The 20,080-nt window shown below is 63.2% G+C and carries 32 protein-coding genes; 19 read left to right on the top strand and 13 right to left on the bottom strand.

What is annotated here, in order from left to right; translation table 11 throughout:
- From C8N38_RS18655 to C8N38_RS18620, 9 genes are all read right to left on the bottom strand, one after another.
- Positions 1-276 (bottom strand): hypothetical protein (locus C8N38_RS18655; RefSeq protein ID WP_108028645.1); only part of this gene is annotated, 276 nt, incomplete at its 3' end.
- Complete coding sequence (locus tag C8N38_RS18650; RefSeq protein ID WP_108028644.1) at positions 273-686, bottom strand: hypothetical protein; 414 nt, start codon at positions 684-686, stop codon at positions 273-275. The genes C8N38_RS18655 and C8N38_RS18650, both read right to left, overlap by 4 nt.
- A complete protein-coding gene (locus tag C8N38_RS18645; protein ID WP_108028643.1) occupies positions 686-928 on the bottom strand; it encodes a hypothetical protein in 243 nt (80 codons plus the stop codon). The genes C8N38_RS18650 and C8N38_RS18645 overlap by 1 nt, the downstream gene beginning before the upstream one ends.
- Positions 928-1,653, bottom strand: a complete 726-nt coding sequence (locus C8N38_RS18640; protein WP_245895802.1) for a hypothetical protein — start codon at positions 1,651-1,653, stop codon at positions 928-930. Before C8N38_RS18640 ends, C8N38_RS18645 begins: the two co-directional genes overlap by 1 nt.
- A gap of 10 nt (positions 1,654-1,663) precedes the next feature.
- A complete protein-coding gene (locus C8N38_RS18635) occupies positions 1,664-2,494 on the bottom strand; it encodes an ERF family protein (RefSeq protein WP_108028642.1) in 831 nt (276 codons plus the stop codon).
- On the bottom strand, positions 2,482-2,721 hold the full coding sequence (locus tag C8N38_RS18630) for a hypothetical protein (RefSeq protein ID WP_108028641.1): 240 nt from the start codon (positions 2,719-2,721) through the stop codon (positions 2,482-2,484). The genes C8N38_RS18635 and C8N38_RS18630 overlap by 13 nt, the downstream gene beginning before the upstream one ends.
- Complete coding sequence (locus C8N38_RS18625; RefSeq protein ID WP_108028640.1) at positions 2,718-2,954, bottom strand: hypothetical protein; 237 nt, start codon at positions 2,952-2,954, stop codon at positions 2,718-2,720. Before C8N38_RS18625 ends, C8N38_RS18630 begins: the two co-directional genes overlap by 4 nt.
- A 788-nt stretch (positions 2,955-3,742) precedes the next feature.
- Complete coding sequence (locus C8N38_RS21205) at positions 3,743-4,222, bottom strand: hypothetical protein (protein WP_146176319.1); 480 nt, start codon at positions 4,220-4,222, stop codon at positions 3,743-3,745.
- A gap of 12 nt (positions 4,223-4,234) precedes the next feature.
- Positions 4,235-5,014 carry a YfbU family protein gene (locus tag C8N38_RS18620; protein WP_108028639.1) on the bottom strand — a complete coding sequence of 260 codons (780 nt, stop codon included), beginning with the start codon at positions 5,012-5,014 and terminating at the stop codon, positions 4,235-4,237.
- A 315-nt stretch (positions 5,015-5,329) separates the two neighbouring features.
- Between C8N38_RS18620 and C8N38_RS18615 the strand changes: the two genes are divergently transcribed.
- Genes C8N38_RS18615 through C8N38_RS21200 form a run of 3 tightly spaced genes read left to right on the top strand, consistent with a single transcriptional unit; the run spans position 5,330 to position 7,722 of the window.
- A complete protein-coding gene (locus C8N38_RS18615; protein WP_108028638.1) occupies positions 5,330-6,151 on the top strand; it encodes a TIGR04255 family protein in 822 nt (273 codons plus the stop codon).
- Complete coding sequence (locus C8N38_RS18610; protein WP_108028637.1) at positions 6,148-6,864, top strand: helix-turn-helix domain-containing protein; 717 nt, start codon at positions 6,148-6,150, stop codon at positions 6,862-6,864. The genes C8N38_RS18615 and C8N38_RS18610 overlap by 4 nt, the downstream gene beginning before the upstream one ends.
- 12 nt (positions 6,865-6,876) lie before the next feature.
- Positions 6,877-7,722, top strand: a complete 846-nt coding sequence (locus C8N38_RS21200) for a hypothetical protein (RefSeq protein ID WP_146176318.1) — start codon at positions 6,877-6,879, stop codon at positions 7,720-7,722.
- A 235-nt stretch (positions 7,723-7,957) separates the two neighbouring features.
- Here C8N38_RS21200 and C8N38_RS18595 read toward each other — a convergent pair whose 3' ends face one another.
- Positions 7,958-8,644, bottom strand: a complete 687-nt coding sequence (locus C8N38_RS18595) for a S24 family peptidase (protein ID WP_108028634.1) — start codon at positions 8,642-8,644, stop codon at positions 7,958-7,960.
- Between the two features lie 413 nt (positions 8,645-9,057).
- Between C8N38_RS18595 and C8N38_RS18590 the strand changes: the two genes are divergently transcribed.
- The 8 genes from C8N38_RS18590 to C8N38_RS18555 all read left to right on the top strand — a co-directional run bounded on the left by C8N38_RS18590 (position 9,058) and on the right by C8N38_RS18555 (position 13,405).
- Positions 9,058-9,522, top strand: a complete 465-nt coding sequence (locus tag C8N38_RS18590; RefSeq protein WP_108028633.1) for a hypothetical protein — start codon at positions 9,058-9,060, stop codon at positions 9,520-9,522.
- Between the two features lie 79 nt (positions 9,523-9,601).
- Positions 9,602-9,793 carry a hypothetical protein gene (locus tag C8N38_RS18585; RefSeq protein ID WP_108028632.1) on the top strand — a complete coding sequence of 64 codons (192 nt, stop codon included), beginning with the start codon at positions 9,602-9,604 and terminating at the stop codon, positions 9,791-9,793.
- Positions 9,794-9,833: 40 nt separating this feature from the next.
- The gene (locus tag C8N38_RS18580) at positions 9,834-10,298 is read left to right on the top strand and encodes a putative PDDEXK endonuclease (RefSeq protein ID WP_108028631.1); all 465 of its coding nucleotides are present in this window, start codon (positions 9,834-9,836) and stop codon (positions 10,296-10,298) included.
- On the top strand, positions 10,295-11,137 hold the full coding sequence (locus C8N38_RS18575) for a helix-turn-helix domain-containing protein (RefSeq protein WP_158272393.1): 843 nt from the start codon (positions 10,295-10,297) through the stop codon (positions 11,135-11,137). The genes C8N38_RS18580 and C8N38_RS18575 overlap by 4 nt, the downstream gene beginning before the upstream one ends.
- On the top strand, positions 11,046-11,618 hold the full coding sequence (locus C8N38_RS18570) for a hypothetical protein (RefSeq protein WP_146176317.1): 573 nt from the start codon (positions 11,046-11,048) through the stop codon (positions 11,616-11,618). The genes C8N38_RS18575 and C8N38_RS18570 overlap by 92 nt, the downstream gene beginning before the upstream one ends.
- Complete coding sequence (gene ssb / locus C8N38_RS18565) at positions 11,618-12,091, top strand: single-stranded DNA-binding protein (RefSeq protein ID WP_108028628.1); 474 nt, start codon at positions 11,618-11,620, stop codon at positions 12,089-12,091. Before C8N38_RS18570 ends, ssb begins: the two co-directional genes overlap by 1 nt.
- A 41-nt stretch (positions 12,092-12,132) precedes the next feature.
- Positions 12,133-12,747: a hypothetical protein gene (locus C8N38_RS18560; protein WP_146176316.1), complete on the top strand. Its 615-nt coding sequence runs from the start codon at positions 12,133-12,135 to the stop codon at positions 12,745-12,747.
- A gap of 10 nt (positions 12,748-12,757) precedes the next feature.
- Positions 12,758-13,405, top strand: a complete 648-nt coding sequence (locus C8N38_RS18555; protein WP_108028626.1) for a hypothetical protein — start codon at positions 12,758-12,760, stop codon at positions 13,403-13,405.
- Positions 13,406-13,414: 9 nt separating this feature from the next.
- On the opposite strand, the gene C8N38_RS18550 is transcribed toward C8N38_RS18555, so the two are convergent.
- On the bottom strand, positions 13,415-13,861 hold the full coding sequence (locus tag C8N38_RS18550) for a thermonuclease family protein (protein ID WP_108028625.1): 447 nt from the start codon (positions 13,859-13,861) through the stop codon (positions 13,415-13,417).
- A gap of 428 nt (positions 13,862-14,289) precedes the next feature.
- Here C8N38_RS18550 and C8N38_RS18545 point away from each other — a divergent pair, with 428 nt between their 5' ends.
- Together C8N38_RS18545 and rpsQ are read left to right on the top strand one after the other, a co-directional pair.
- Positions 14,290-14,982 (top strand): hypothetical protein, encoded by a 693-nt coding sequence (locus tag C8N38_RS18545; protein WP_108028624.1) that lies wholly within the window; start codon positions 14,290-14,292, stop codon positions 14,980-14,982.
- A gap of 25 nt (positions 14,983-15,007) precedes the next feature.
- On the top strand, positions 15,008-15,613 hold the full coding sequence (gene rpsQ, locus C8N38_RS21755) for a 30S ribosomal protein S17 (protein ID WP_215731179.1): 606 nt from the start codon (positions 15,008-15,010) through the stop codon (positions 15,611-15,613).
- Between the two features lie 377 nt (positions 15,614-15,990).
- On the opposite strand, the gene C8N38_RS18535 is transcribed toward rpsQ, so the two are convergent.
- Both C8N38_RS18535 and C8N38_RS18530 read right to left on the bottom strand, forming a co-directional pair.
- Positions 15,991-16,320: a helix-turn-helix domain-containing protein gene (locus tag C8N38_RS18535; RefSeq protein WP_108028622.1), complete on the bottom strand. Its 330-nt coding sequence runs from the start codon at positions 16,318-16,320 to the stop codon at positions 15,991-15,993.
- A 13-nt stretch (positions 16,321-16,333) separates the two neighbouring features.
- Positions 16,334-16,600, bottom strand: coding sequence for a type II toxin-antitoxin system RelE family toxin (locus C8N38_RS18530; protein ID WP_245895801.1), 267 nt, complete (start codon positions 16,598-16,600; stop codon positions 16,334-16,336).
- 116 nt (positions 16,601-16,716) lie between these two features.
- On the opposite strand from C8N38_RS18530, the gene C8N38_RS18525 reads away from it, so the two are divergent.
- Genes C8N38_RS18525 through C8N38_RS18500 form a run of 6 tightly spaced genes read left to right on the top strand, consistent with a single transcriptional unit; the run spans position 16,717 to position 20,057 of the window.
- Positions 16,717-17,091 carry a hypothetical protein gene (locus C8N38_RS18525; RefSeq protein WP_108028621.1) on the top strand — a complete coding sequence of 125 codons (375 nt, stop codon included), beginning with the start codon at positions 16,717-16,719 and terminating at the stop codon, positions 17,089-17,091.
- Between the two features lies 1 nt (position 17,092).
- A complete protein-coding gene (locus tag C8N38_RS18520; protein ID WP_108028620.1) occupies positions 17,093-17,494 on the top strand; it encodes a winged helix-turn-helix domain-containing protein in 402 nt (133 codons plus the stop codon).
- Entirely contained in the window at positions 17,494-17,979 is a 486-nt protein-coding gene (locus tag C8N38_RS18515; protein ID WP_108028619.1) for a hypothetical protein, read from the top strand. The genes C8N38_RS18520 and C8N38_RS18515 overlap by 1 nt, the downstream gene beginning before the upstream one ends.
- On the top strand, positions 17,979-18,305 hold the full coding sequence (locus C8N38_RS18510; protein WP_108028618.1) for a hypothetical protein: 327 nt from the start codon (positions 17,979-17,981) through the stop codon (positions 18,303-18,305). The genes C8N38_RS18515 and C8N38_RS18510 overlap by 1 nt, the downstream gene beginning before the upstream one ends.
- 1 nt (position 18,306) lies before the next feature.
- Complete coding sequence (locus tag C8N38_RS18505) at positions 18,307-19,728, top strand: glycine-rich domain-containing protein (protein WP_108028617.1); 1,422 nt, start codon at positions 18,307-18,309, stop codon at positions 19,726-19,728.
- Complete coding sequence (locus C8N38_RS18500; protein ID WP_108028616.1) at positions 19,725-20,057, top strand: hypothetical protein; 333 nt, start codon at positions 19,725-19,727, stop codon at positions 20,055-20,057. Before C8N38_RS18505 ends, C8N38_RS18500 begins: the two co-directional genes overlap by 4 nt.
- Positions 20,058-20,080 lie beyond the last annotated feature (23 nt).

Genomic DNA, 20,080 nt, shown 5'->3' with positions numbered 1-20,080 from the left:
CCAGCGGCTCGGGGCCTGGTGCAGGGCGAGCTTCGAGCCATCGAGCAGGCCCTGGTGGTGGCCCTCGCAGAGCGGGATCGCCATGCAATCGGGGGTGCGGCGCGTGCCGAACCGGCCATGGATGCAGTGATGCGCCTGCGTCGGAGACAGCTGGGGCAGCCCCCATTCGGCGCAGATGCAGCAGGGCAGCGCGCGGATGCGGTCGAGGTGGACCGGATCATCTGGTTCGCGTGGCGCCTTGAGCCCGAGCGGGCCGCGGCCGGACAGGTCAGTCATGCCGCCCGCCCCACGGTCCACGGGTCGAACCCCATCTGCTGGGCGAACCGCATCTGGGCGAGCCGGAAGAAGGCTGCGAACTCGCTTTCGCCCATCTTGTCGAAGGCGGTGGACTGGACGCGCACTTCATCCCGCCCGGTCAGCGGGTTGTGGTAGACATCGACGTAGCCGCACAGGCGTTTCAGGTCCTGGTGCAGATGCGAGGTGGTCGGCCAGGCGTCCACGTTCTCGATCGCGGCATGCAGCCCCGCCCAATAGGCGGCGTTGCGCGGCAGCGTGCGGCCCTTTCGCGGCTTCGCGGTCAGGACCTGCCCGGTGATCAACTTGTCCAGCATCGGGCCGCTGTGCGGACCATAGGGCATGAGGCCGGTGGGCGTCTTCTGGATCAAGATCGGCGGCGGGTTCTGCATCACCTCGCCTCCGGGAAGGTGGTCGCGCCCGCCACGGCGCCGTGCGGGACATAGGCGGCATCTTCCTTCCGCAGTGCGTCCAGCATCTCCCCAAGCTCGGCGGCGATCTCGCGGAGGCGCTGACGCGGAAGAAGCGGATACCGCAACGTGTCGCGGCCGGACACGATGGCATCGAAAAGCGCGTCCTTCGCGCATTCGATGGCGGCTGCGGGCTCGACGGCGGCTTGAACGGGGGCGGCCATCAATACGCCTCCTTCTCTTCCCAGACGCGGACGCCTGCGATCACCCGGTCCTTGTGGTGGCGGCGCACATAGCCCTCGACGAAATCCGTGAGGGCGTCGCGGTCGTTCTTGGCGATGTCGTGCAGGGCGGCCTTGTGGCTCTCGATCTCGTACCGGCTGACGGTGCGGACCCCTTTCACCCGATCCTTGCCGGCCGCGCTGGCGGCCTTCTGGGCGGCCTTCGCCTCGGCCTGAGCCTGGGCGGCGGCGCGCTGCGCCTCGATGTCGCCCGCGGCGGCCGTCCGGGCCGCTTCCTCGGCCTCCCGGCGCTTGCGGTCGGCTTCGGCCCGGGCCTTCCGGGCGGCCTCGTCCTGCTCGGCCTTGAGCCTGACCTTGAAGGCGCTCACCAGAGCGGCGAGCCCTTTCTTGATCCGGTCGAGGTCTTCCAGCGTCGGTTTCCAGCGCGCGATTTCGGCCTGCCATGCCGCATGGAGCGGCTTCGTTGCCGCGTCCCGGGCCGTGCTGACGGCCTTCTCGGCCGCCTTGATCTCCTTCGCCAGATCGTCGACCGCCTTCATCTGGGCCGCGGTAGTGACCTGCGTTCCGTCAAGCCAGCCCTCGGCCTCGGTGATGAAATCGCCATAGGGGGCCAGCGCCTCGTCCAGCGGGTCGGGCGGGTTGTTCCCGCCGATCACGGCGCGCGGGTTCGCGCCCTCCTTCGAGGAGGTCGGGGTCATGTCGTTCATGGGATCTGCCTCAATACGGGATTTCGTCGTCGCCAATGTCGGAGGCGGCGCGCGTCAGGGTCAGCTTCCGGGCGTCCTTGGTTCGTTCCAGTTCGGAATAGAGGCCGGGCTCGGCGGCCTTGATGTCCTTGAGAACGGGGGTTTCGTGCATCCAGATCCCGCCGAGGTCGTCCAGCGCGGCCGCCCGTTCCAGCGATCTACGGATCCGTCCGGCTGCAGCCCGAGGGTCAAACCGTGGGGGCTCGGGCTGGCGATCCTCGGCCGCCCGCCCGGCACCCTGGGCGTCGTCGTCCTTCGCGGCCGAGAGCCCCAGCGCGAGCTTGAGCGTGTATCGCTGCAGGTAGGTCGCGGCGCTGCCGATGGCCTGATAGGCGTTCTTGTTGCCGCTCTGGTCGGGCGGGCCGCTGAGGGTCGTTTCCTCGCTGTAACCGTCGCAATGGGCGACGATGCAGGTCACGGCCAGCCCGCCGCGGTCGCTCTGCTGAGACCGGAAGCGATAGGAAAGCCCGTGCTGGGCGAGGATCGGGTCAACCTCGCGCGCAATCGCGTCGAGGGTCTCATAGGAGTAGTTGGTCCGGTCGCTGGTTTTCTTGCTCACGTAATCGACCGTCGCGCCCTTCATGATGGGCTTGATTTCGGCCCGAGCCGCCGAGATCGCAGCATCGAAGGCCTTCCGGGCGCGCCCGGCTTCCCAACGCTCGTGAAGGGCGATCAGCCGCTCGACAGTCTCGATGCTCGCGCCGTTCGCGACGGCCTGCGAAATCATCCCCATGGGAGTGATCGCGCCGAAGCTGGCCGGGGTCGCGGCTTCGTCCTGCGGGATCTTCGTCAGTTCGCCCATTGGCTCACCTCGCTTCCGTGCATGTCGTGGATCACCTGACCGATGGCCTTGTCGGCGACGTGGCCGATCAGGCCGATCACGAGCAGGCCAACGGAGGTCCAGGCCAACCACCGAACGGCCCGGGCCGCATCGCGCAGGATCGCGCGGCGCCGGTCGCGGGCTTCGGCCCGGCCCTGTGGCGTGCTGATCGGGTCCAGCGCCTCGGCGGTGCGGAGAGGGCCGATCATGCCGCCATCCCCGCGAGGCGGTCCTCGAGCCCGCGCCACGCCTCTTCCGTGACTTCGGTCATGGCCGGGGTGTTGAAGTCGAGACGGAAGACCCGGGCGGGCCGGTCCTCGTCAGCAGCGGCGGCGAGCTGGTCCAGCGCGTCGTCCCATGTCGCAGCGGGATCGGGCGCGCCGACACCGAGGGGACCGAAGTCGGTCATAACCAGCCAGTGGGGGCCGTTCAGCGCCAGCATCACATCGCCTCCCGCAGGGACGCGAGGAAATGGAAGGCCGCGGCGATCAGCCCGAACTGGGTCCCGGCGACGAACAGCGCGAGGGCGAAGCCGCGCCAGGTGGGGGTGTTGTCGTGCATGGGGTGTCCCCTTGCTGTGGTTGCAAGGAGATGTGTAGCGATATTCGCTACACTTGGCAACATAGAATGTAGCTTTTTCCGCTACATCGCGCCTTCACCCCATCAGCGCCAGGGTGACAGCATGAAAAACCCCGCGCGAGGCGGGGCCGGGATGGCCGCGGAGTGCGGCTTTCTGCGTGGTAGCGCCTTCGCCCTCAGCGGAAGTTATCCTACCGCTAAGAGGCTTTTTCGCTACGCGCTCAACGCAGACAGCACCCTTTTCGCCAGCCCTGGCGAATAGGTTAGGGGCCGTGACCAAAGAAGATGAATCCCCAGCTCTGCGGTCGGACCGGACTGGCGCCAGGGCGGCATAACGCTTGAGTGTCTGCCGCCGCCCGCTTGGGCGCTCGCTGCCGATTGCCGACGTTCGACACCTCAAGCCCGCGCCGCCCGCGGATCACGGAAGCGGCCGTTCATCGCGGCTGCAGCACGCGCAGGAGCCGCAAAGGTCCGGAGAGCGGGACAAACCAACCGTTCGCCTTACTGTAGTAAATGACCAATCGCACCACAAATGTATCGTCCGTTCTCATGCTCTTTGATGATAGCCGAGGGGGCAAAGTATGCATTCGCTGCGTTTGAAGGACACCCATCCTATAGGGCGGGTTTATTTGACCCGCCACAAATTGTTCCTCAAATGGAAATCTGGGCATCCCTAATAGATCGCTCTAACTGCTCCAGCCTGGGAATCATCAATTGAATCTCCGACAACGCAGTCTTCCAATGATCTTGGCTGTCGATAGGATTTGCGATCAAATTCAGTTCATTATCAAGCACCGCAGCGGACTTCTTTATTCTTCTTTGCACGGCATCTTCGAGGTCTAACGGCGCTTTTGTGCGCAGGCAATCAATGGTCTCACCTAGTTTTGCAAGATCATCTTGTTGATCTCTACCAGTTCTTCGGTCATGCGGCATACTAGCGATCCAAGGGGTGACCGCCTCTTTAGCAGCCTCCATGGTAATAATTAAATTTCTGAGACGCTTCAAATCTTCATCTGCATTTCGTTTCTTAAGAACCTTTTGGACAGCCTTTTTTGCGTCGTCTGCTTTCCAGTAGGCAGCGCCAGAAATCACAAGACCAAAAATCGTTAGCGCTAGAGAAATAATGTCCATTATTCCACCGCCTTAGTTGCGGCTTTCCGGATGAGCGGCAGCTTCGAGGACTTTCATCAAATCTTCTTTGCGCATTGGAAAGCGGTGCTGATAATCAATCTTGCGCCACTCAATGAGCATCCTCTCATAAATCTGCCGCATCGGCATGTGGGAATTGAAGTAAAGCTCCTCCTTGAGTGGGAGGTGCGTAAACCGACCAAGTCGTTCAACAGTGAACGCTGCAAACCCCATGAGCTTGGACTCGTTGTTTCCGTCATATCCCCTGAAGCGAGTGAAATACTCTTTATGCAGATCTTTTAACTTCAATTCTTGGATCGTCTGATCGATGGACAAAAACATGTCCATTACTTCCCAGACCTCTTTCGACTCCTCGGGTGTCATGGCATCGTTGCCATCCAAAATATGGTCCATCCCCATGTCGTAAACGAACGAATACCCCTGTTCGACAGCTTCACGTTGGACCGCCAGTTCATCCGCTTCGTTTGGGTAAAGTGCTTCCAAAATCCTTAATTGGTTGGACAGGTAATATCGCTCCAGTTTGCTCAGTTCCATGTGTTCTTTCTTTCGCGTGCAATGGGCAGTCAACCAAGCGGACTTCATCACAGAAGGGACGGTTTGAAAAGGCACTCTGCGCATAGCTGCCGTTGGCGCATCGCGCAGCACCCGCGACTCTGGGCTCGGAGCGGACCTGCGGCGGCGCAGCGTGGCGCCGGAGCGCCTGGCGCCACCGACTCGGGCGCTCCCTGCCGATAGCGGCCGTTCGACGCCGTTGAGCGCGGCATACGTGGTCATGGTGCGGCCATGAAAAACCTATGTCATCGCTTCAACAGCCGCCTCCGAACATGGCCGCGCAAGCGGAGATCGAATGCGCCGTGAGATTTGTCGGCATGCACAGACAGTGCCGTAGGGTGCACGCTCTCTTGTGAGAGTCAGACCGCGAAACCATGAGTACATCCAAGCGACTGCCACCAGACCGCTGGGGCCACACCTCGTTCAGCGGACGCGCGGCCGGACAGAGACTTATAAAGGACTCGGCCTTAGATTTGGCCACTTCACACTCTACTTCACATGGTGTAGCGTTGGGAAAACAGCGAGGCAGGGGAGATCATGGCTGACAGGATCGCAGACCCGCTCCTCGGGCAACCGCCCGAGCGGGTGCAGCTTGATGCTGCGCCCTTGGTCCGTGTCTTGGGCCAGGTTCAGTTTCCGAGAATCATCAAGATTAGCTCAGAGCAGCATATTGGAGATTTCCAAGAGGCTATCCGCAAGTCCTACCCATTCATTGAACGGGATACGGCGCAGTCTGTCCAGCTGAACTTCGATGGAGGTGGACTAAAGAGCGCAGCAACCGAGGAGGTTATCTGGCGTTTTTTTGATGGCACCCGGCTATGGCGTGCTTCACTAAATCCGTCTTCATTGACCCTGGAGACTACCAAGTACACGTCCCGCCAAGAGTTTCTTGATCGGTTTAAGTTTCTCATCGAGGCATTGGGAGAAGCAATTCAGCCCACAATCGCAACGCGTGTCGGCTTTCGTTATGTGAACAGACTGGATCGCCCACAGGACATTCAAGATCTAGAGCAACTAGTTTACTCAGATCTTGTAGGGCTGCTTTCTGCAACGCTTCGCGAAAAGGTTGAGCTAACGGTTTCTCAGGCACAATGCACTACGTTGGAGGGCAGGCTTTTGGTTCGATGGGGCCTGCTCCCGGCGGGAGCCACACATGACCCTGACATGGCCCCACCGGTGAATGCACGTAGTTGGATGATGGACATAGACTCGTTCACCACTTCTGGTCTTCCAACTGATGGCTTTCACACAGGTGATATCCTCGGGAAACTCGACACTATGGCCAACCGCGCCTATGCATTCTTCCGCTGGAGTGTAAAAGGGGAGTTCCTGAATAGATTTAGGGGGGGCACGAAATGATGCCGTCAGTTTGCGCCGCAGTTGCACTGTCGATAAATCCGTCCGCAGCAGTGTGGGACCAGGCCACGCAGTACGATACTGTAATTTCTCTATTTCCTGCGATGCCACCAACATCCGCATCCGCTGGAGGGCTCGTCGACCTTGCTCAGTTTCGGCCATCCGAAGCGCGGATTTGGAGCAGTTTTGAACGAGGCTCGAGCGGCGGCTTCGACTTATCGACACTGATTGAAGTCGCTGAGGACAGTTGGTCCGGCGTTCATCTTGTAAGAGAATTGCGGCAGCTGTCTGGGCTAACTTGGCAGCAGGCTGCTGATCTTGTTGGCGTGAAGCCGCGCACCTTGCACAATTGGGCGACCGGTCAAACGATTGCTGAAAAGAACCGTCGCAGGCTTGGCGAAATCTTGGCTGTGTTGCGTCACATTGACCAAGGCTATGCGGAGGCCAATCGGGATCTTCTCCTGAACGCTTCGGTTGGCGGAGACACCATTTTTGCTCTCATGGAGAATGGTGAGTTTGACAAGGTCATTTCGCACGTTGGTCGCGGCATCGGGCGAACGAGATCAAGAGAGGCTCTCTCGCAGCGCACAATCGAAAAGTGGGGGGCTGAGCATTTTGGTGAAGCTCTATCTGCAGCTATCGACGACGGGGATGGAGAGATTACTCCAAGTCGGCCAATGGGTAAGCGGCAAGCGAAAGCACAACGGAAGGGCTAGTGAGGTGCCAACTTGGCCGAGCATGACGATCAAGTCGCTACCAAACCTTTGTCAGAATGGCGTCAAGGTGACTTCGCTCTTGGGGTCGGTTCGTTCTTGTTCGGAGATCTTCCCGAGGAGGGTGATCAAGAGAGTATTGGTGCGTTTTTCGATGATGTTGATCCCGCAGGCTTCGTAGTCGTTTCGCAGACTTGTGATGTCGTCAGTGATCCCGGCAAGTTTGGCTTTGTTGCCGTCTGTCCACTGATCCAAGTGAACGGCACTCGGATCAAAGAGATCGCGCGTGGAAGAGCTCCACGTCTTGGTTTCGTCGAGCACGCTCCAGATGGTTTTGTTGCGGACTTGGCTCGGCCTATGACTGTTAGCAAACAACTTCTGGCATCCTGGGAGCGGCGCATAGGTTTCTCCGATCCTAAGCAGGCCTTCGAATTTTCTCGCAGCATCGAGCGGACATTCGGTCGATTTGCGTTTCCCGACGCCTTCAATGAGTGTATTCGCCCGCTGTTATCCAAGGCAGCCTCGAAGTATGGAAAGCCAGATTCTCCTTTGGGTAAGGCACTTCGATCACTATCAGAGCTTCGCGTTCGACCATCAACAAACGATTGGAGAGAGAGCGACATCCGCGTGCAGTTCTTCCTTATCTTCGAGCCGAAGGAGAAACGCGTCTTATCGCCTTTTGAAATCAAGGTCGAATTCGAGGCCGTCTTAAATGAATTGCCTTGGCAGGATGGCTACGGGCCCGATGATCCGCTCGTGAGAATTGGCGACTATGACGATTTTCTTGCGCGGGATTACGTTGAGAGCTTTCCCCTCGATGTGAACGCGCTCTCGTTTGCGGCGGCCTATTCGCAAGACTAGGCTTCAGATATTGATCTTCAAAGCCAGGACTGAATTGCCGATGGCAGCAAGAGCGACGGCGGAGAGGAAGCCTGCGCTATGCATTGCGCTAGCCTAGGACTTCGGCCCCCCGCCACGAGCGACCGATCCCATCCACATGACGCGGCGACCGGCTCAACGTCTGCTTCGGGGGTCGCTCCGGCGACCCTTGGGTAAGACTCGGAACAGCAGTTCCCTGCCCGATGTGGGCCAACACTTATACCTTTCGCGCTAGCTCGGCCGGCCAGTGCAGCTTTATCGGTGCCGCCCACTTGAGCCGGACCCCGTACATCGTCGGCGTCTGGTCGTTGAAGCTGTGCAGATCGAAGGTGCCATGGTCTCGTCCTGGGCGGACCACCTTCACCCAGCCGAGCCCCTCTTCGCACTCGCAAACGCATCGTTTGCCTATGGCGTCGCTGGGCACGCTTCCGTCCGACCAGCGGGTGTAGAACAGCAGGTCGCCGGCCGAATAGACCGGTTCCATGCTATCGCCCTCGATCTCCACCGCCACGATGTTGTGCGGCGACAGCCCCGGCGGACACTCGACCTGCGGCCCGTCGCCCTTCTCGTAGGTGTCGAAGACGGGCACCCGCGCGCCTGCGCCAACCTTCCCTGCGATGGCTATGGTAGCGATCCGGGCCGTATCGCTAGGAAGGTCAAAGCCAGTGATCTCAGAGATCAACAGCATTTCTTCAGCCGAGATCGTTCGCTTGCCCAGTGTCATCTTGTTGATGATCGAGCGGTCGATCCTCTTCTGCACGCGCGCGTCAAGAAGTTCGGCCAAAGCCGACTGGCTCAGCCCGGAGTGATCCAGAGCTTGAATGAGCCACTCGTTAAGGGGCGCTGATATCGGGGTTCGCGGAGCCATGTCAGCGAACAGCATATCCGCGACGCCAAGCATCATCTGTAACGAAAATCGCTACAAGCCATATTGCGAATAGTAGCTAAAATCGCTACATCAGCTGTATGGAACCGGCTAGCACCATCATTTCGGCCCTTGGCGGCCCCTCCGCAGTAGCGAAAGTCATTGGCATTCACCGGACGCGGGTGTCGATGTGGCAGGCATCGCGCGAGCGGGGCGGCACGGACGGCCTCGTGCCATACAGGCACATTCCGAAGCTTCTTGAGCTGGCTGCCGAGAGGGGCGTCCCCCTCTCGGCAGCGGACTTCATCCCTACGCCCACCGAGGACGCCGCCTGATGCCGTGCCCCCGGTCCCCCATTCCTCAAATGCACAATCAAAACGGCTTTGCTCCATGCGCCCAAGGTGCGCGCGGGGCGGGTCGGCTTCCAGCTAAACGGTAACGGAGCGGTTCACATGGCACGTGCGCAGAAAGCCGGCACCATCCAGGACGCGATCCGCGGAGCGCTGGACGCGACCGGCAAGAAGGATCGGGACATCGCCGATTTCCTCGGCATCCGCGGCTCGACGCTGTCCTACGGGACCGAGGAAAACGAGGATCGGCCCGGCGGTCTGGGCGTCAACTACCTGGACCGGCTCTGCAAGCTGTTCCCGGCCGCCGCCGCTCCTCTGGCCCAGCACTTCGCCGGGCTGGCTGGGGGCGTGTTCCAGCCGATTGATCTCGGGCCGAATGTGGCCAGCCTCTATTCGCATTGCAGCGACATCGCGAAGGAATGCGGCGAGGCACAGGCAGCGACCCTGAGGGCGGCCGAGAGCGCCAAGGGGCGCGATTGCCAGGAAGCCGAGCGCGAGATCGACGAGGCTGTCGAAGCCCTGCTGCGGGCCAAGGCCATCATCCGCAAGCAGCGGGGGGCGGCATGATGGACGTCACCAGATCCACTCGCGGCACGGCCCCCGGCTCTGCGCCATTTCGCGCGGCGGCCGGGGGCAAGGGGGCAGCATGCCCAGCCTGACCGTCCAAGTGAAAGATGGCCGCGCGATTGTGGATCTGCCTCTGGACGAGGTGCACGGTCTGCGAGTCGCGATGCACCCGCGGCTGGCGGGCGAGCCCGAGAGCAACTCCACCAAGGCGATCCGCGAGGCTTTCGACAAGGCCCTCGCCCGGGCGCAGATCAGGGCGGGCCGGGTATGAGCCTGCACCGCCACGAGCATTTCAGACAGGAGGTGTCCAGATGAAGGACCGATCCGCCATCGGCCGGCGCAACCGCGCCAAGGGGGCCGAACTCGAGCGCGAGGTCGCCGCGGCCCTGTTCGACCTGACCGGCATCGCGTTCCGCCGCAACCTGCGCCAGTGCCAGGACTCCGGCTGGGGTGATCTGGTGACGGACGATCCGGCCTGGCCGTTCTCGATCGAGTGCAAGCGCCGATCCGCAGGGACCGGCTGCGCTGACGACTGGCGCGCGCAGGCGGCCGCCAGTGCCCGGAAGGCCGGGCAACTGCCCGTGGTGGTCTATCGCTTCGACCGGCGGCCGATCCGCTGCGCCTTGCCGCTGGGCGCGATCCGCGCGGCCTTTGGCGACGGGGGCGCAGCACCGCCCGAGGAATGGGTCGAGTGCAGCCTGGACGGGCTCGCCTACCTCGCCCGCGAAATCATGGCCGTGCCGGGCATCGCCGGGATCGAAGGGGCCGCGCCATGAGTATCAGGATCATGGCCGAGATCTGGGACAGTGAATTGTCCGACGTCTACGAATGCGCGGTGATGCTCGCGCTGGCGAACCATGCCGATGACGAAGGCCGGTGCTATCCCTCGGTCTCAAGGGTCTCCCAGCTCGCGCGCTGCAGCGAGCGCAAGGTGCGCCAGATCATCGGGGCCCTGGAGGAGCGTGGCTATCTGACGATCTATCGGAACGCGGGGCCGAAGGGCTGCAACGTGTTCTTCGTTCGCTCGACCCCTGCACCGCGTGCACCCCTGCATGATGTGCACCCCCCTGCACAGCGTGCACCCCTGCACGACATGCACCCCTGCACACCGTGCACCCAACCCCTGCACGCTGTGCACCACCCCCCTGCACAGCGTGCACCCGAACCGTCAGAGAACCATCAGGAACCGTCAGAGAGAGAAGCTGACGCTTCTCGTGCATTCGCGCCGTCTTCCGAAATCGAAGATGCGATCACGCTGTTCAACGAAACCGCCGAGCGCGTCGGCTTGGCCAGGGTCCAGAAACTCACCCCGGCCCGGCGCCAGGCCCTCAAGACCCGATTGCGTGAGGTTGGCGGCATCGACGGCTGGCGGGAGGCGATGCGCCGCGTCGAGGCCTCGGACTTCCTCAGCGGCCGAAGCCGAGACCCCACGCACTCATGGCGCTGCAACTTCGATTTCCTGGTCAAGCAGGCCAACTTCACCAAGCTCATGGAGGGCAACTATGACAACCGATCTGGCAACCGTGGACCCGCGCCTTCCGGCCGAGGTGGATCGGGGTCTGGCCTATTTGACGCGTGTGCTGCGGTCGCTGCACGCCGCGCCGGCCGAGCGTGAGGCGGCGGCGATGATCGCGGCCCAGCTTTCCAGACCCGGCGATCCGGTGCGCACCATGGCCCGCGTCGGCGCGCTCCTGACCCCTTATTTCGACAAGGATACGCCGCGGGCGCTGCGCGAGATCGAGATGGAGGATTGGGCCGACGCTCTGGCCGATTTCCCCGATTGGGCCATCGAGCGGGCGGCGAAATGGTGGAAGTCTGCGGACAACCCGCAGCGCCGCAAGCGGCCCCTCGAGGGCGACATCGCCGAACGCTGCCGCATCGAAATGCGGGCCGTCCGCGCGGCCAGGATCCGGGCGCGCAGCGGGTGGGCCGGGACCGAGGCCCCCGAGGACCGTGAGCGCTGCAGCCCCGAGGCCGCGGCCCGGGCCATGCGGGCCGCCGGTTTCAGCCCGGCGGAAGACTTCACCGGACCGAAGCGGTTCGGCGCAACCGAAACGGGCCAATCCGCAACCGATGAGCAGAGGGGAGCCGCCTGATGGCCGGATCTGTCAACAAGGTGATCCTGATCGGCCACCTGGGGCGCGACCCGGAGGTCCGCACCTTCCAGAGCGGCGGCAAAGTCTGCAACCTGCGGATCGCCACCTCCGAGGCCTGGAAGGACCGCAACACCGGCGAGCGTCGCGAGCGGACCGAATGGCATCAGGTCTCGATCTGGGGCGAGGGCTTGGTCCGGCTCGCCGAGCAATACCTGCGCAAGGGCTCCAAGGTCTATGTCGAGGGCAAGCTCGAAACCCGCAAGTGGCAGGACCAGACGGGGCAGGACCGTTACACGACCGAAATCGCCGTGCGCCCGTTCGCCGGGGAAATCGCGTTCCTGGATCGCCGGGAGAGCGGCGGGAGCGACAGGGGCGGCGCGGGGACAGGAGGCCATGGCTACGGCCAAGGTCCGTCAGGCGGCCCCGCGGGCGGATATGGTGGCCCCGATCTCGACGACGAAATCCCCTTCTGAGCGCGGGCCCGATGAGCATTCACGAGATCAAGGGCAAAGGCGTGAACCGGGCGCGGGTGGTCTGTGATGGCTGCGGGCGCGAGGAGGTCGTGACCTGCAACTACCTGCATCGACCCGGCAGGGTCTGGGTGCCGGATGCGGGGCAGATAAACCGGAAAATGATCGGGCAAGGCTGGGCCGAGGTGAAGGGCAAGCTCCACTGCCCGATCTGCGAAGCGAAACGAAAGGCGACAGGCATGACGAAGACGACGACGGCTCCGGCCGCGAAACCCGCCGAGGGGCTGCGCCAGCCCTCCCGGGAACAGCGCCGCGAGATCGTGGATATGCTGCGTGAGGTCTATGACCCCGAGGCGGAACGCTACCGGCAGAACGACACCGATGCGACGGTTGCCGATGTGCTGGGTGTGATGCCCGGCTGGGTGGCCGAGATCCGGGAGGCTTTCTTCGGTCCCGATGGGGGCAACGAAGGCATCCAGGCCGCAACCGAGCGGCTGGCCGCTCTCGAGCGCGAGATCCGCGCGATCTCGGATCTGGCCGGAAAGCAGCAGGAGACCGCGTCGAAAAAGCTGGCCGAGGTCTCGGCGATGCGCGCGGAGCTGGGGCGGATCAAGGGCGCCGTTGGGCCCCGCGCCCTCCGGGCCGCCGGTGTGAAATAGGGGACAGGACATGGGCAAGGGCAGCAAGACCCGCGCGCGGGCGGCGAAACTGGCGAAGAAGGCCGAGCTGGCGGGCTTGCCCGGTCTGGCGCCCGTGACGCGCCGCGAGAAGGACGGCCGCGTCCGGCGCTCGACCAAGCCGGGATACGAGCGGACGGAGGCTGATGTCGCGCTGCGGGCGCGATGCCGGCAGATGGGCTGGCCGACCCGGCCCGAGGACATGGCGAGGGCGCGCGCCCAGAGCCTCGAATGCGATGCCGGGCGCGTCCTGCACCTGCTGTGCGCGCCCGACGAGGTGGGGCGGCTCTGGGGAACCTTCGCTGGTTTGTGCCGCGCCGAAGCCTCCTACGCGCGCCATTATCTTGGCATCCGCCTGCACGCCAAGACCGCCAGGATCGAGATGATGCGTGAGCGCTTCGAGATCAGCGGCGACGACGATCTGGATCTGCGAAGCGAGGAGGAGAAAGCCCGCACCGCGGTAAATCGCTGGATGGAGTGGCGTGGCCATATCGGCCACCTCGATCGCTGGCAGGAGGCGTCGATCTGGGGCGCGGTGCGGGAGCAGACCGCGCTGATCCGGGACGGAGCGGCCACGGCCGAGGGGCGCATCTATGTGCGCGCCCTCACGAAGCTGGCTGATGTCGTGGAGCGCCGGTAGCGAGCGGGGTCACCTCGATCGGCAGTAGCCCGGCATGGCGCCCTGGTATCGTCCGGCCTTCTTCTGGGCTTTGACGTAAGTCCTTTGGGGGTCGTACCGGGCGCAGCGGCCGCAATATCCTTCGGAGATCAGAATCTCGGCAATGTCGCGCCCATCAGGAAGATAGCAGCGTCCGACCTTCCGGTCGTAGGTAGTTTCCCCGTTCAATATGCAGGTCAGGCGTTGCCTTCCGATGATATCCCAAAGCCGCGCCGTGGCCCGATCTCCCATCTGGGAGCCGCGTTCGTCGCAGGTCAGCCCGTTCAGCCGGACCGGGACGCCGCCAACGACCGGCGTGTCGCCGTCGCGGAGGCGCACTGAGCCAGAGATCTGGGTCTGCACGGCATCTGCAGGCGCTCCGAGTGCGGCGGCGAGAACGGCGGCGATCAGAATGCGGAGGGGAATTTTTCGGATCATACGTCACACCGATCGCTACATCGCCTCAAGACGTGAAATTCTCTAAACGTACTCACCACGTTCTGAACGCGAGGTTGAGAAATCTGTCCTCCATGAGGCGGTCAAATCGAGGCCAAGCCGCTTAAAATATCAGCTGTGCAGTGTCACCGGCAGAACGCGACAACTCCAAAGCTTCGGCGAAGATCGACCTAAGCGGTTGACACAGGCCATGGTGGGTGACGAAGTTGCCGAATGGACCGATGAACGCGTTGAGATCGTTGAATGCTCTCAGGCTTGATGATCCTCACGGCAGGAGCGGAGTGAAACTACAGGATGTGGCAGCTTTGACAAAATAGGTTAAAACGCTTCTTTTCTTCAACTACATGTGGTATAGTTTAGCAGATCAGCGAACGCTTTGATTTGCCTCAGATAACGCGAAAGAGGTATCTATGGCCGTCGTCGAGTCATTTGTCTCTGCCATTGGCAGCTTTGCTAGCATCATCGGCCTTTCCGTTCAGATTTATGATCGATCATCTGGTCGCTCTGAGGAACTGCAGGATCAGCGGCTCGGGCTTTATGTCGCGTTAACTGACGTCTCGAAGACGTGGAAAACTATCCACAACCGCTATCATGTGCTGTCTCCTGAAGTGCGTAAGATATCTTCGCAGCTGGCAGATGGGAACGGCGGGTTAGTGGACGCTAAAGAAATTCCAGATAAGCGTTTGGTTTCCATGTTCAGGGGAGCCCCGCACCTTATGCAAAACGCGAAAAACTTCGAGCAAAGCATGGAGGTGTATTTCCGTGAACCAAGGAGAAAGATCGAGCGCGATCCTAGCATTATCGACGCGGCAATAAAGGAAATACGTGATGGCCTCGGCCTGAAGGTTTCCATCGCCGCTGAGTCAATACACCGCGCGCAAATCAGCGCCCTTGAAGCCCACGCCAATGTTTGTGGGTTTTTTAACCAAGTCGGCCCTATAATGCGGCGAGCGAGTTGGAGTGATCAGGACAGGCAGACCGTTTTGAATGAGTTTTTAAATTTTCCAGATGATTTCGATTCCGTCATATTGGACTGTGATGTCGTCCTATTAAACGTTATAGAGCTGTTCGAATATATTTCCGCTGACTTGCTGGGTGACTGAGATGACGCTATTGGAGTCAGGCAGCATGATCCACAACCTCTCCGAGAGAGAAAGAAAGCTTTCAGATCGCATCTTTGACGTCGTTTCATCTAGCGAGGGCAGCTACAAGCTGAGCGACTTAGATGTCTCGGAAATAAAATCCCTCATGGGAGAGCTTCGAAAAAACTCGCATAGCGCCATTTCCCCAAATGAATACAAGTGGTGCGTAGATTCTTATGAGAAATGGCGCTATTTTCTTGTCGGCAATGGCTTTTATGTTCCATTTGTTAGACTTAAGCGTCCGTTGGCAATAGACGAGTCTTCCCGTCCGCCGCGCACTTCGGAAGAGATTCTGAAGGAATGTAAGAATGGAAAACCGGTTGATGGGTCGATGGGCGGGCGGGTCATTGTTGGGAGAGCCGTGAGAGATTCCTTTGATAAGACAGGAAAGATCTGCGTTGAAAGCAGGAAGCGGGATTCCCTGACAGGAAAGGTTGTCAAACGCAGGAAGACGTTCCTAGTCCACGATGAAGGCAACGAAGCCGCTGAGGGCGACTTTGTTACGGCGGCAGAATGCAGGCCCATCAGCAAGAAGAAGAGATTTGTCTTGCTTTCAGTTTCCCCAATAAGGCCTGGCGAGTGGAAAATCTAATCAACTCCGAGGCGCACTTGGAGTGTCGCCGGTATAACGTCAAGTACCGTATTTAGCAGGCTGCTGATAAACGCCATCGAGCGCTCAGTTTTGCCATTGGCGCCGCACCCAAGCCCGATCGGAACGTGGCAGCGCGACGAGAGCGATTCTGAATGAGGCGCTCTGATGTCCAGAAGGGCGATCTGGGACTTTTGCAGCAGCCTGTTAGTTGCCGATTTATTTCATATCGCGCCAACGTTGGCAGGTTACCGCTTCCAGAAGTCCGCCATCTACCAAACGATCAAATGCTTGACGCCGAATCCGGCGCGTGCCAGATTGGCATCATCGGCAGGGGTTTGCGGGAACGCGAGCCCCTGTTTTCGTTTTCGGGCCTCGCCTCAGATCAGATCGTCCACCGTCACGCCAAGCGCCTCGGCGATCTTCTTGAGGGTCTGCACAGATCCGTTCTTCTTCCCGGTCTCGATCTCGTGGATCTGGACGCGGTTCACGCCCGAGCTCCTGGAGAGATCGGCCGCGCTCATGCCGCGCCAGTCGCGAAACACGCGAACCGGATGCTCGCCGTCGATGATGCGGGTCACGAACTCATGGGGAACGGACTCCTCGTCCCGCGCCTTGGCGCGATCATAGGCAAGGATGTCTTCGAGCTCTTCGGCCGCCTCGCGCAGCCGCTCGTATTCCTCGCGGGGAATGCTGACCATATCGTTCATGCTGTCGCTCCTTTCAGTAGATGCTGCCGCGAGAGCCAATTTCGAGAACGTCCAGAACCTCGCCGTTGTCGTCCATGATGACGCGCCAGTCCCCGACGCGCAGCCGGATCCCTTCCCGCCCCTTGAGAACCTTCACGTTGTTGGCCTGGCTCGCCGGATCGGCGGCATAGGCTTCGATCTTGGCGATGATCCGTTTCGCGGTGGTTCGAGGCATCTTGCGCAGAGCCCTCAGGGCGGCGGGTCTGTAGGTGATCGGCTTCATGTGGAATATGTAGCCCATAGCTAACACGTAGTCAATAGCTAACACGCGGCTGGGCCGCACAGGCCCGCGTGGCAAACACGCCTGACGCGCCGGGCTGGCGGCCCTATCCCCAGAAAAACTGACAGGAGCCACGCATGACCACCCTTTCGACCGACATTCTTGACGCGGGCCTGCAGCAGATCCGCGACGCGGCGAGCCCGGTGCTGCACCTCTGCTCGCAGGAGCCCGCGAGCTATGCCGAGGCCGAGAGCTACAGCCTCGGGACCAAGACCGCGCCCACCATTGGCGCCCAGGGAAACCGCAGCGGAGGCGGCCGCAAGATCGAGATCGCGACCTTCACCGATGGCGAGATTGACGCGACGGGCACGGCGACCCATTGGGCGCTGGTCGATGCGGCGACCTCGCGGCTGCTGGCGAGCCTGCCGGTGCCTGCCCCGCAGGTGGTGACGGCGGGCAACCCGCTGTCGCTGACCTCGGCCATCGAGATCGGGTTCGCCCCGGCCACGTGACATGGCGCATCCGGGCCGCGATCCGATCCGGGCGCTTGCGGCCGCCGTCGCGGCGATGCCGCCCGAGGAAGCGGTGCCGGTCCTGATGTATCTGGTCCGCGAGCTGGCGGGTCAGGCCGATGAGGCGGTCGGCCGCTGGTCGGGGCCGCGGCGCCTGACCGGGACGGAACGGGCGCTGTTTCTGATCCTTTACCGCCGCGAGGGCCGGTTCGTGGCGCGCGAGAGCCTGCTGGCGGCACTCTGGCCAGACCGGCCCGAAGCGGGCGGCGCCAACCTCTTGACCGTCTACCTGTCGCGCCTGCGCTCCAAGCTGCGCGGGCTGATCGAGATCGACTGCGATCCGTGGTCCGGCTGGACGCTGCGCCGGAGGCCGGATGTCGTGTTTCCCTGGGAGGAGCCCTGATGGCCCTGTCGCGTTTTCCCGCCGCCATGCCGCGCGCGGCCGAGGCGGTGATCACCGCCGCCGATGCGCTGCGCTACATCCGTGACAGCGCGGGCCACCTGCGCCTGCGCGAGATCGACGGCGCCATCGAGGCGCTGCGGGCGGCCAAGCTCGCCTGCCTGACCGCACTGGCCGAGGGGCAGAAACAGCCCGCGGCGGCCGAGGCCTTCATGGCCTCGCTCGGCGGCCCCGAGACGCTGGCCGCTTTCGGCGCGGCCCTGGCGCAGATCGACGCCGCCGCGATTGCCTGGAATGACAGCTGGGCTGCCTGGCTCGGCACGCTGGCAGTCACCGACCTGATCCAGCCCGCGACGATCCTGCGCGAGGGCGTCGAGACCCGCTACATCGCCCGCATCGAGGCGGTGTCGGAGGCGACGGCGGCCCCGCTGCGGCAGGCGCAGGCGCTGGCCGATCTGATCGCGGCGCTCGAAGCGACGGGGGCGTGATGCTGATCCTCGATCTCTTCCGCAGCCCCAGCGCCTTCCTGACCGACCCCTGGGGCTATGCCCGCAACCAGGCGGGGCATGCGCTGATCGTCGGCCTCTTGCCGGTGCTGCTGCTGGGCCCCTGGGCCGCGCTGCCGGTGCTCGCGGGCTATGTGCTGTGGGAGGTGGCGCAATGGCGGCTTTACGGGGCCGCGCCGTCGGACGGGCTGGAGGATCTGGCCTATGTCACCGGCGGGGTGCTGGCCGCGCTCTGGTGGCCGGTGCTGATCGTGCTGGCCCTGATGCTGGCCTCCGGGGTGCAATACCGGCGCGACCTGAGGGGCTGAGGTGGCCTATGCCCGCATCTCGGCCGTCTCCGGGACCGGGGCGACCAGGACCACGGTCACCGTCGAGGGGACCAGTTTCGACATTTACGAATGCCCGTTCGATGCGCAGATCGACGTCGCAACGCCGGGCGATATCGACTACCTGATCGTCGGCGGCGGCGGGGCTTCGGCCCCGACCAGCTACGGCGCCTCGGGCGGCGGGGCGGGCGGCGACGTACTGGTGGGCACACAGGCGGTCCCGGCCGGGACGCTGGCGATCACGGTCGGGCGAGGCGGGACGTCGACCACCTCGCAAGCAACTTCCGGGGGCGAAAGTTCCGCGCTTGGCCTGACCGCGCGTGGCGGCGGATATGGCGGCGGGTTCAGCAGCGGCGTGGCGATCCTGCCGACCGATGGCGGCGGGGGCGGATCGCGGGACGCGGACGACAGCATTTTCGGGGCAGCGCATCCGACCTCCTATCGGGGCGGCGACGGCACCCGGGTCAGCGGCGGGCGCAAGCATTCCGGCGGCGGGCGTGGGGCGGGCGGAAACGGCGGCGATGCCGATCCCGAGACCGGAGGCCCCGGCGGTCCCGGCATCGTATCGGCGATCACCGGTCTCTCTGTCGACTATGGCGCGGGCGGCACCGGCCGGGTCTGGATGCTCGACGTCAACGTGCCGACCGAGGCCGAGACGCCCAGCCTTCCGGGCCATGGCGGCCCCGGCATCACGACGCGGAACTATATCCCGGGATCTCCGGGCGCTGGTGGTGTGGTCATTCTGCGCGTGGCGACCCCGGGCGCCAGCACGGCAGAGGAGATCGGCGGCGGGGCGGTGGCTTCGGCTGGATCGATCTCCGGAGGCGCGGTCGGGCAGACGCACCGGTTGGGCGAATCGGCCATCGCTTCGGCCCCGGCTATTTCTGGCGGCGATCTGCGGCAGACGCATGCCATAGGCGGTGGCGTGGTATCGGCACCGGCAGCCGTGGCGGGAGGTGCGCTGGGGCAGATCCACAGCATCGGCGGCGGATCGGTCACGGTGCAAGGGACCGTCACCGGCGGCGCCATCGGGGACATATCGGCGGTTCCGGGCGGTAGCATCGCCGCACAGGTGGCCATCACTGGCGGGGCTCTCGGTCAGACCCACCGGATCGGGGGCCGATCGATTGCGGCGCGGGCCACGGTGGCAGGCGGCACGCTGGCCCAGACCCATGCCCTGGCTGGCGGATCGGTGGCGGCGCGGATCGACGCGACCGGCGGCGCAGTCGCACAGACGCACCGGACCGGCGGCGGGGCCATCGCCTCGGCCGTCGCCATCACGGGCGGCGCCTACACACAGGGGCAAGTGTCCGGCCGACGCTGGGCACGGCCCGGGGACACGCCGGGCAGGGGCAAGATCCTGACCGGGCAGCAAGGCCCCGGCAGCCTGAGGGCATGGCAATGAGCACGACCTTCACCATCAAGCGGGGCGATACCTCACCCGGGCTCGAGTACCAGCTGCCGGGCTATGCCGCAGGCAGTGGTCTGCTGACCGGCGCGAGCGTCCGCTTTCTGATGCGCCCCTGGTGGGACCCATCTGCGGCGCTGGCCATCGACGCCCCCGCCACGGTACAGGACCCGGACGGCATTGTGCGTTACGCCTGGGCCGAAGGCGATACCGGCACGGCAGGCACCTATGCCGCCGAGGTCGAGATCACCTATGCCGATGGCGCGGTCGAGACCGTCCCGGCGGCGGGCTGGCTGATGATCCGCGTCACCGGCGAGGCGGGCTGAACCAATGGCGGGCCAGTGGAGAG

The sequence above is a fragment of the Rhodovulum kholense genome (assembly GCF_003053725.1).
Lineage (GTDB): Bacteria > Pseudomonadota > Alphaproteobacteria > Rhodobacterales > Rhodobacteraceae > Rhodovulum > Rhodovulum kholense.
This window is presented reverse-complemented; position numbering and strand designations above follow the sequence as displayed.

Excerpts from the sequence above, each read along its gene's own strand:
- C8N38_RS18650 (WP_108028644.1), bottom strand. The coding sequence starts at position 686 with ATGCAGAACCCGCCGCCGATCTTGATCCAGAAGACGCCCACCGGCCTC.
- C8N38_RS18645 (WP_108028643.1), bottom strand. The coding sequence starts at position 928 with ATGGCCGCCCCCGTTCAAGCCGCCGTCGAGCCCGCAGCCGCCATCGAA.
- C8N38_RS18640 (WP_245895802.1), bottom strand. The coding sequence starts at position 1,653 with ATGAACGACATGACCCCGACCTCCTCGAAGGAGGGCGCGAACCCGCGC.
- C8N38_RS18635 (WP_108028642.1), bottom strand. The coding sequence starts at position 2,494 with ATGGGCGAACTGACGAAGATCCCGCAGGACGAAGCCGCGACCCCGGCC.
- C8N38_RS18630 (WP_108028641.1), bottom strand. The coding sequence starts at position 2,721 with ATGATCGGCCCTCTCCGCACCGCCGAGGCGCTGGACCCGATCAGCACG.
- C8N38_RS18625 (WP_108028640.1), bottom strand. The coding sequence starts at position 2,954 with ATGCTGGCGCTGAACGGCCCCCACTGGCTGGTTATGACCGACTTCGGT.
- C8N38_RS21205 (WP_146176319.1), bottom strand. The coding sequence starts at position 4,222 with ATGGACATTATTTCTCTAGCGCTAACGATTTTTGGTCTTGTGATTTCT.
- C8N38_RS18620 (WP_108028639.1), bottom strand. The coding sequence starts at position 5,014 with ATGACCACGTATGCCGCGCTCAACGGCGTCGAACGGCCGCTATCGGCA.
- C8N38_RS18615 (WP_108028638.1), top strand. The coding sequence starts at position 5,330 with ATGGCTGACAGGATCGCAGACCCGCTCCTCGGGCAACCGCCCGAGCGG.
- C8N38_RS18610 (WP_108028637.1), top strand. The coding sequence starts at position 6,148 with ATGATGCCGTCAGTTTGCGCCGCAGTTGCACTGTCGATAAATCCGTCC.
- C8N38_RS18595 (WP_108028634.1), bottom strand. The coding sequence starts at position 8,644 with ATGATGCTTGGCGTCGCGGATATGCTGTTCGCTGACATGGCTCCGCGA.
- C8N38_RS18590 (WP_108028633.1), top strand. The coding sequence starts at position 9,058 with ATGGCACGTGCGCAGAAAGCCGGCACCATCCAGGACGCGATCCGCGGA.
- C8N38_RS18585 (WP_108028632.1), top strand. The coding sequence starts at position 9,602 with ATGCCCAGCCTGACCGTCCAAGTGAAAGATGGCCGCGCGATTGTGGAT.
- C8N38_RS18580 (WP_108028631.1), top strand. The coding sequence starts at position 9,834 with ATGAAGGACCGATCCGCCATCGGCCGGCGCAACCGCGCCAAGGGGGCC.
- C8N38_RS18575 (WP_158272393.1), top strand. The coding sequence starts at position 10,295 with ATGAGTATCAGGATCATGGCCGAGATCTGGGACAGTGAATTGTCCGAC.
- ssb (WP_108028628.1), top strand. The coding sequence starts at position 11,618 with ATGGCCGGATCTGTCAACAAGGTGATCCTGATCGGCCACCTGGGGCGC.
- C8N38_RS18555 (WP_108028626.1), top strand. The coding sequence starts at position 12,758 with ATGGGCAAGGGCAGCAAGACCCGCGCGCGGGCGGCGAAACTGGCGAAG.
- C8N38_RS18550 (WP_108028625.1), bottom strand. The coding sequence starts at position 13,861 with ATGATCCGAAAAATTCCCCTCCGCATTCTGATCGCCGCCGTTCTCGCC.
- C8N38_RS18545 (WP_108028624.1), top strand. The coding sequence starts at position 14,290 with ATGGCCGTCGTCGAGTCATTTGTCTCTGCCATTGGCAGCTTTGCTAGC.
- rpsQ (WP_215731179.1), top strand. The coding sequence starts at position 15,008 with ATGATCCACAACCTCTCCGAGAGAGAAAGAAAGCTTTCAGATCGCATC.
- C8N38_RS18535 (WP_108028622.1), bottom strand. The coding sequence starts at position 16,320 with ATGAACGATATGGTCAGCATTCCCCGCGAGGAATACGAGCGGCTGCGC.
- C8N38_RS18530 (WP_245895801.1), bottom strand. The coding sequence starts at position 16,600 with ATGGGCTACATATTCCACATGAAGCCGATCACCTACAGACCCGCCGCC.
- C8N38_RS18525 (WP_108028621.1), top strand. The coding sequence starts at position 16,717 with ATGACCACCCTTTCGACCGACATTCTTGACGCGGGCCTGCAGCAGATC.
- C8N38_RS18520 (WP_108028620.1), top strand. The coding sequence starts at position 17,093 with ATGGCGCATCCGGGCCGCGATCCGATCCGGGCGCTTGCGGCCGCCGTC.
- C8N38_RS18515 (WP_108028619.1), top strand. The coding sequence starts at position 17,494 with ATGGCCCTGTCGCGTTTTCCCGCCGCCATGCCGCGCGCGGCCGAGGCG.
- C8N38_RS18510 (WP_108028618.1), top strand. The coding sequence starts at position 17,979 with ATGCTGATCCTCGATCTCTTCCGCAGCCCCAGCGCCTTCCTGACCGAC.
- C8N38_RS18500 (WP_108028616.1), top strand. The coding sequence starts at position 19,725 with ATGAGCACGACCTTCACCATCAAGCGGGGCGATACCTCACCCGGGCTC.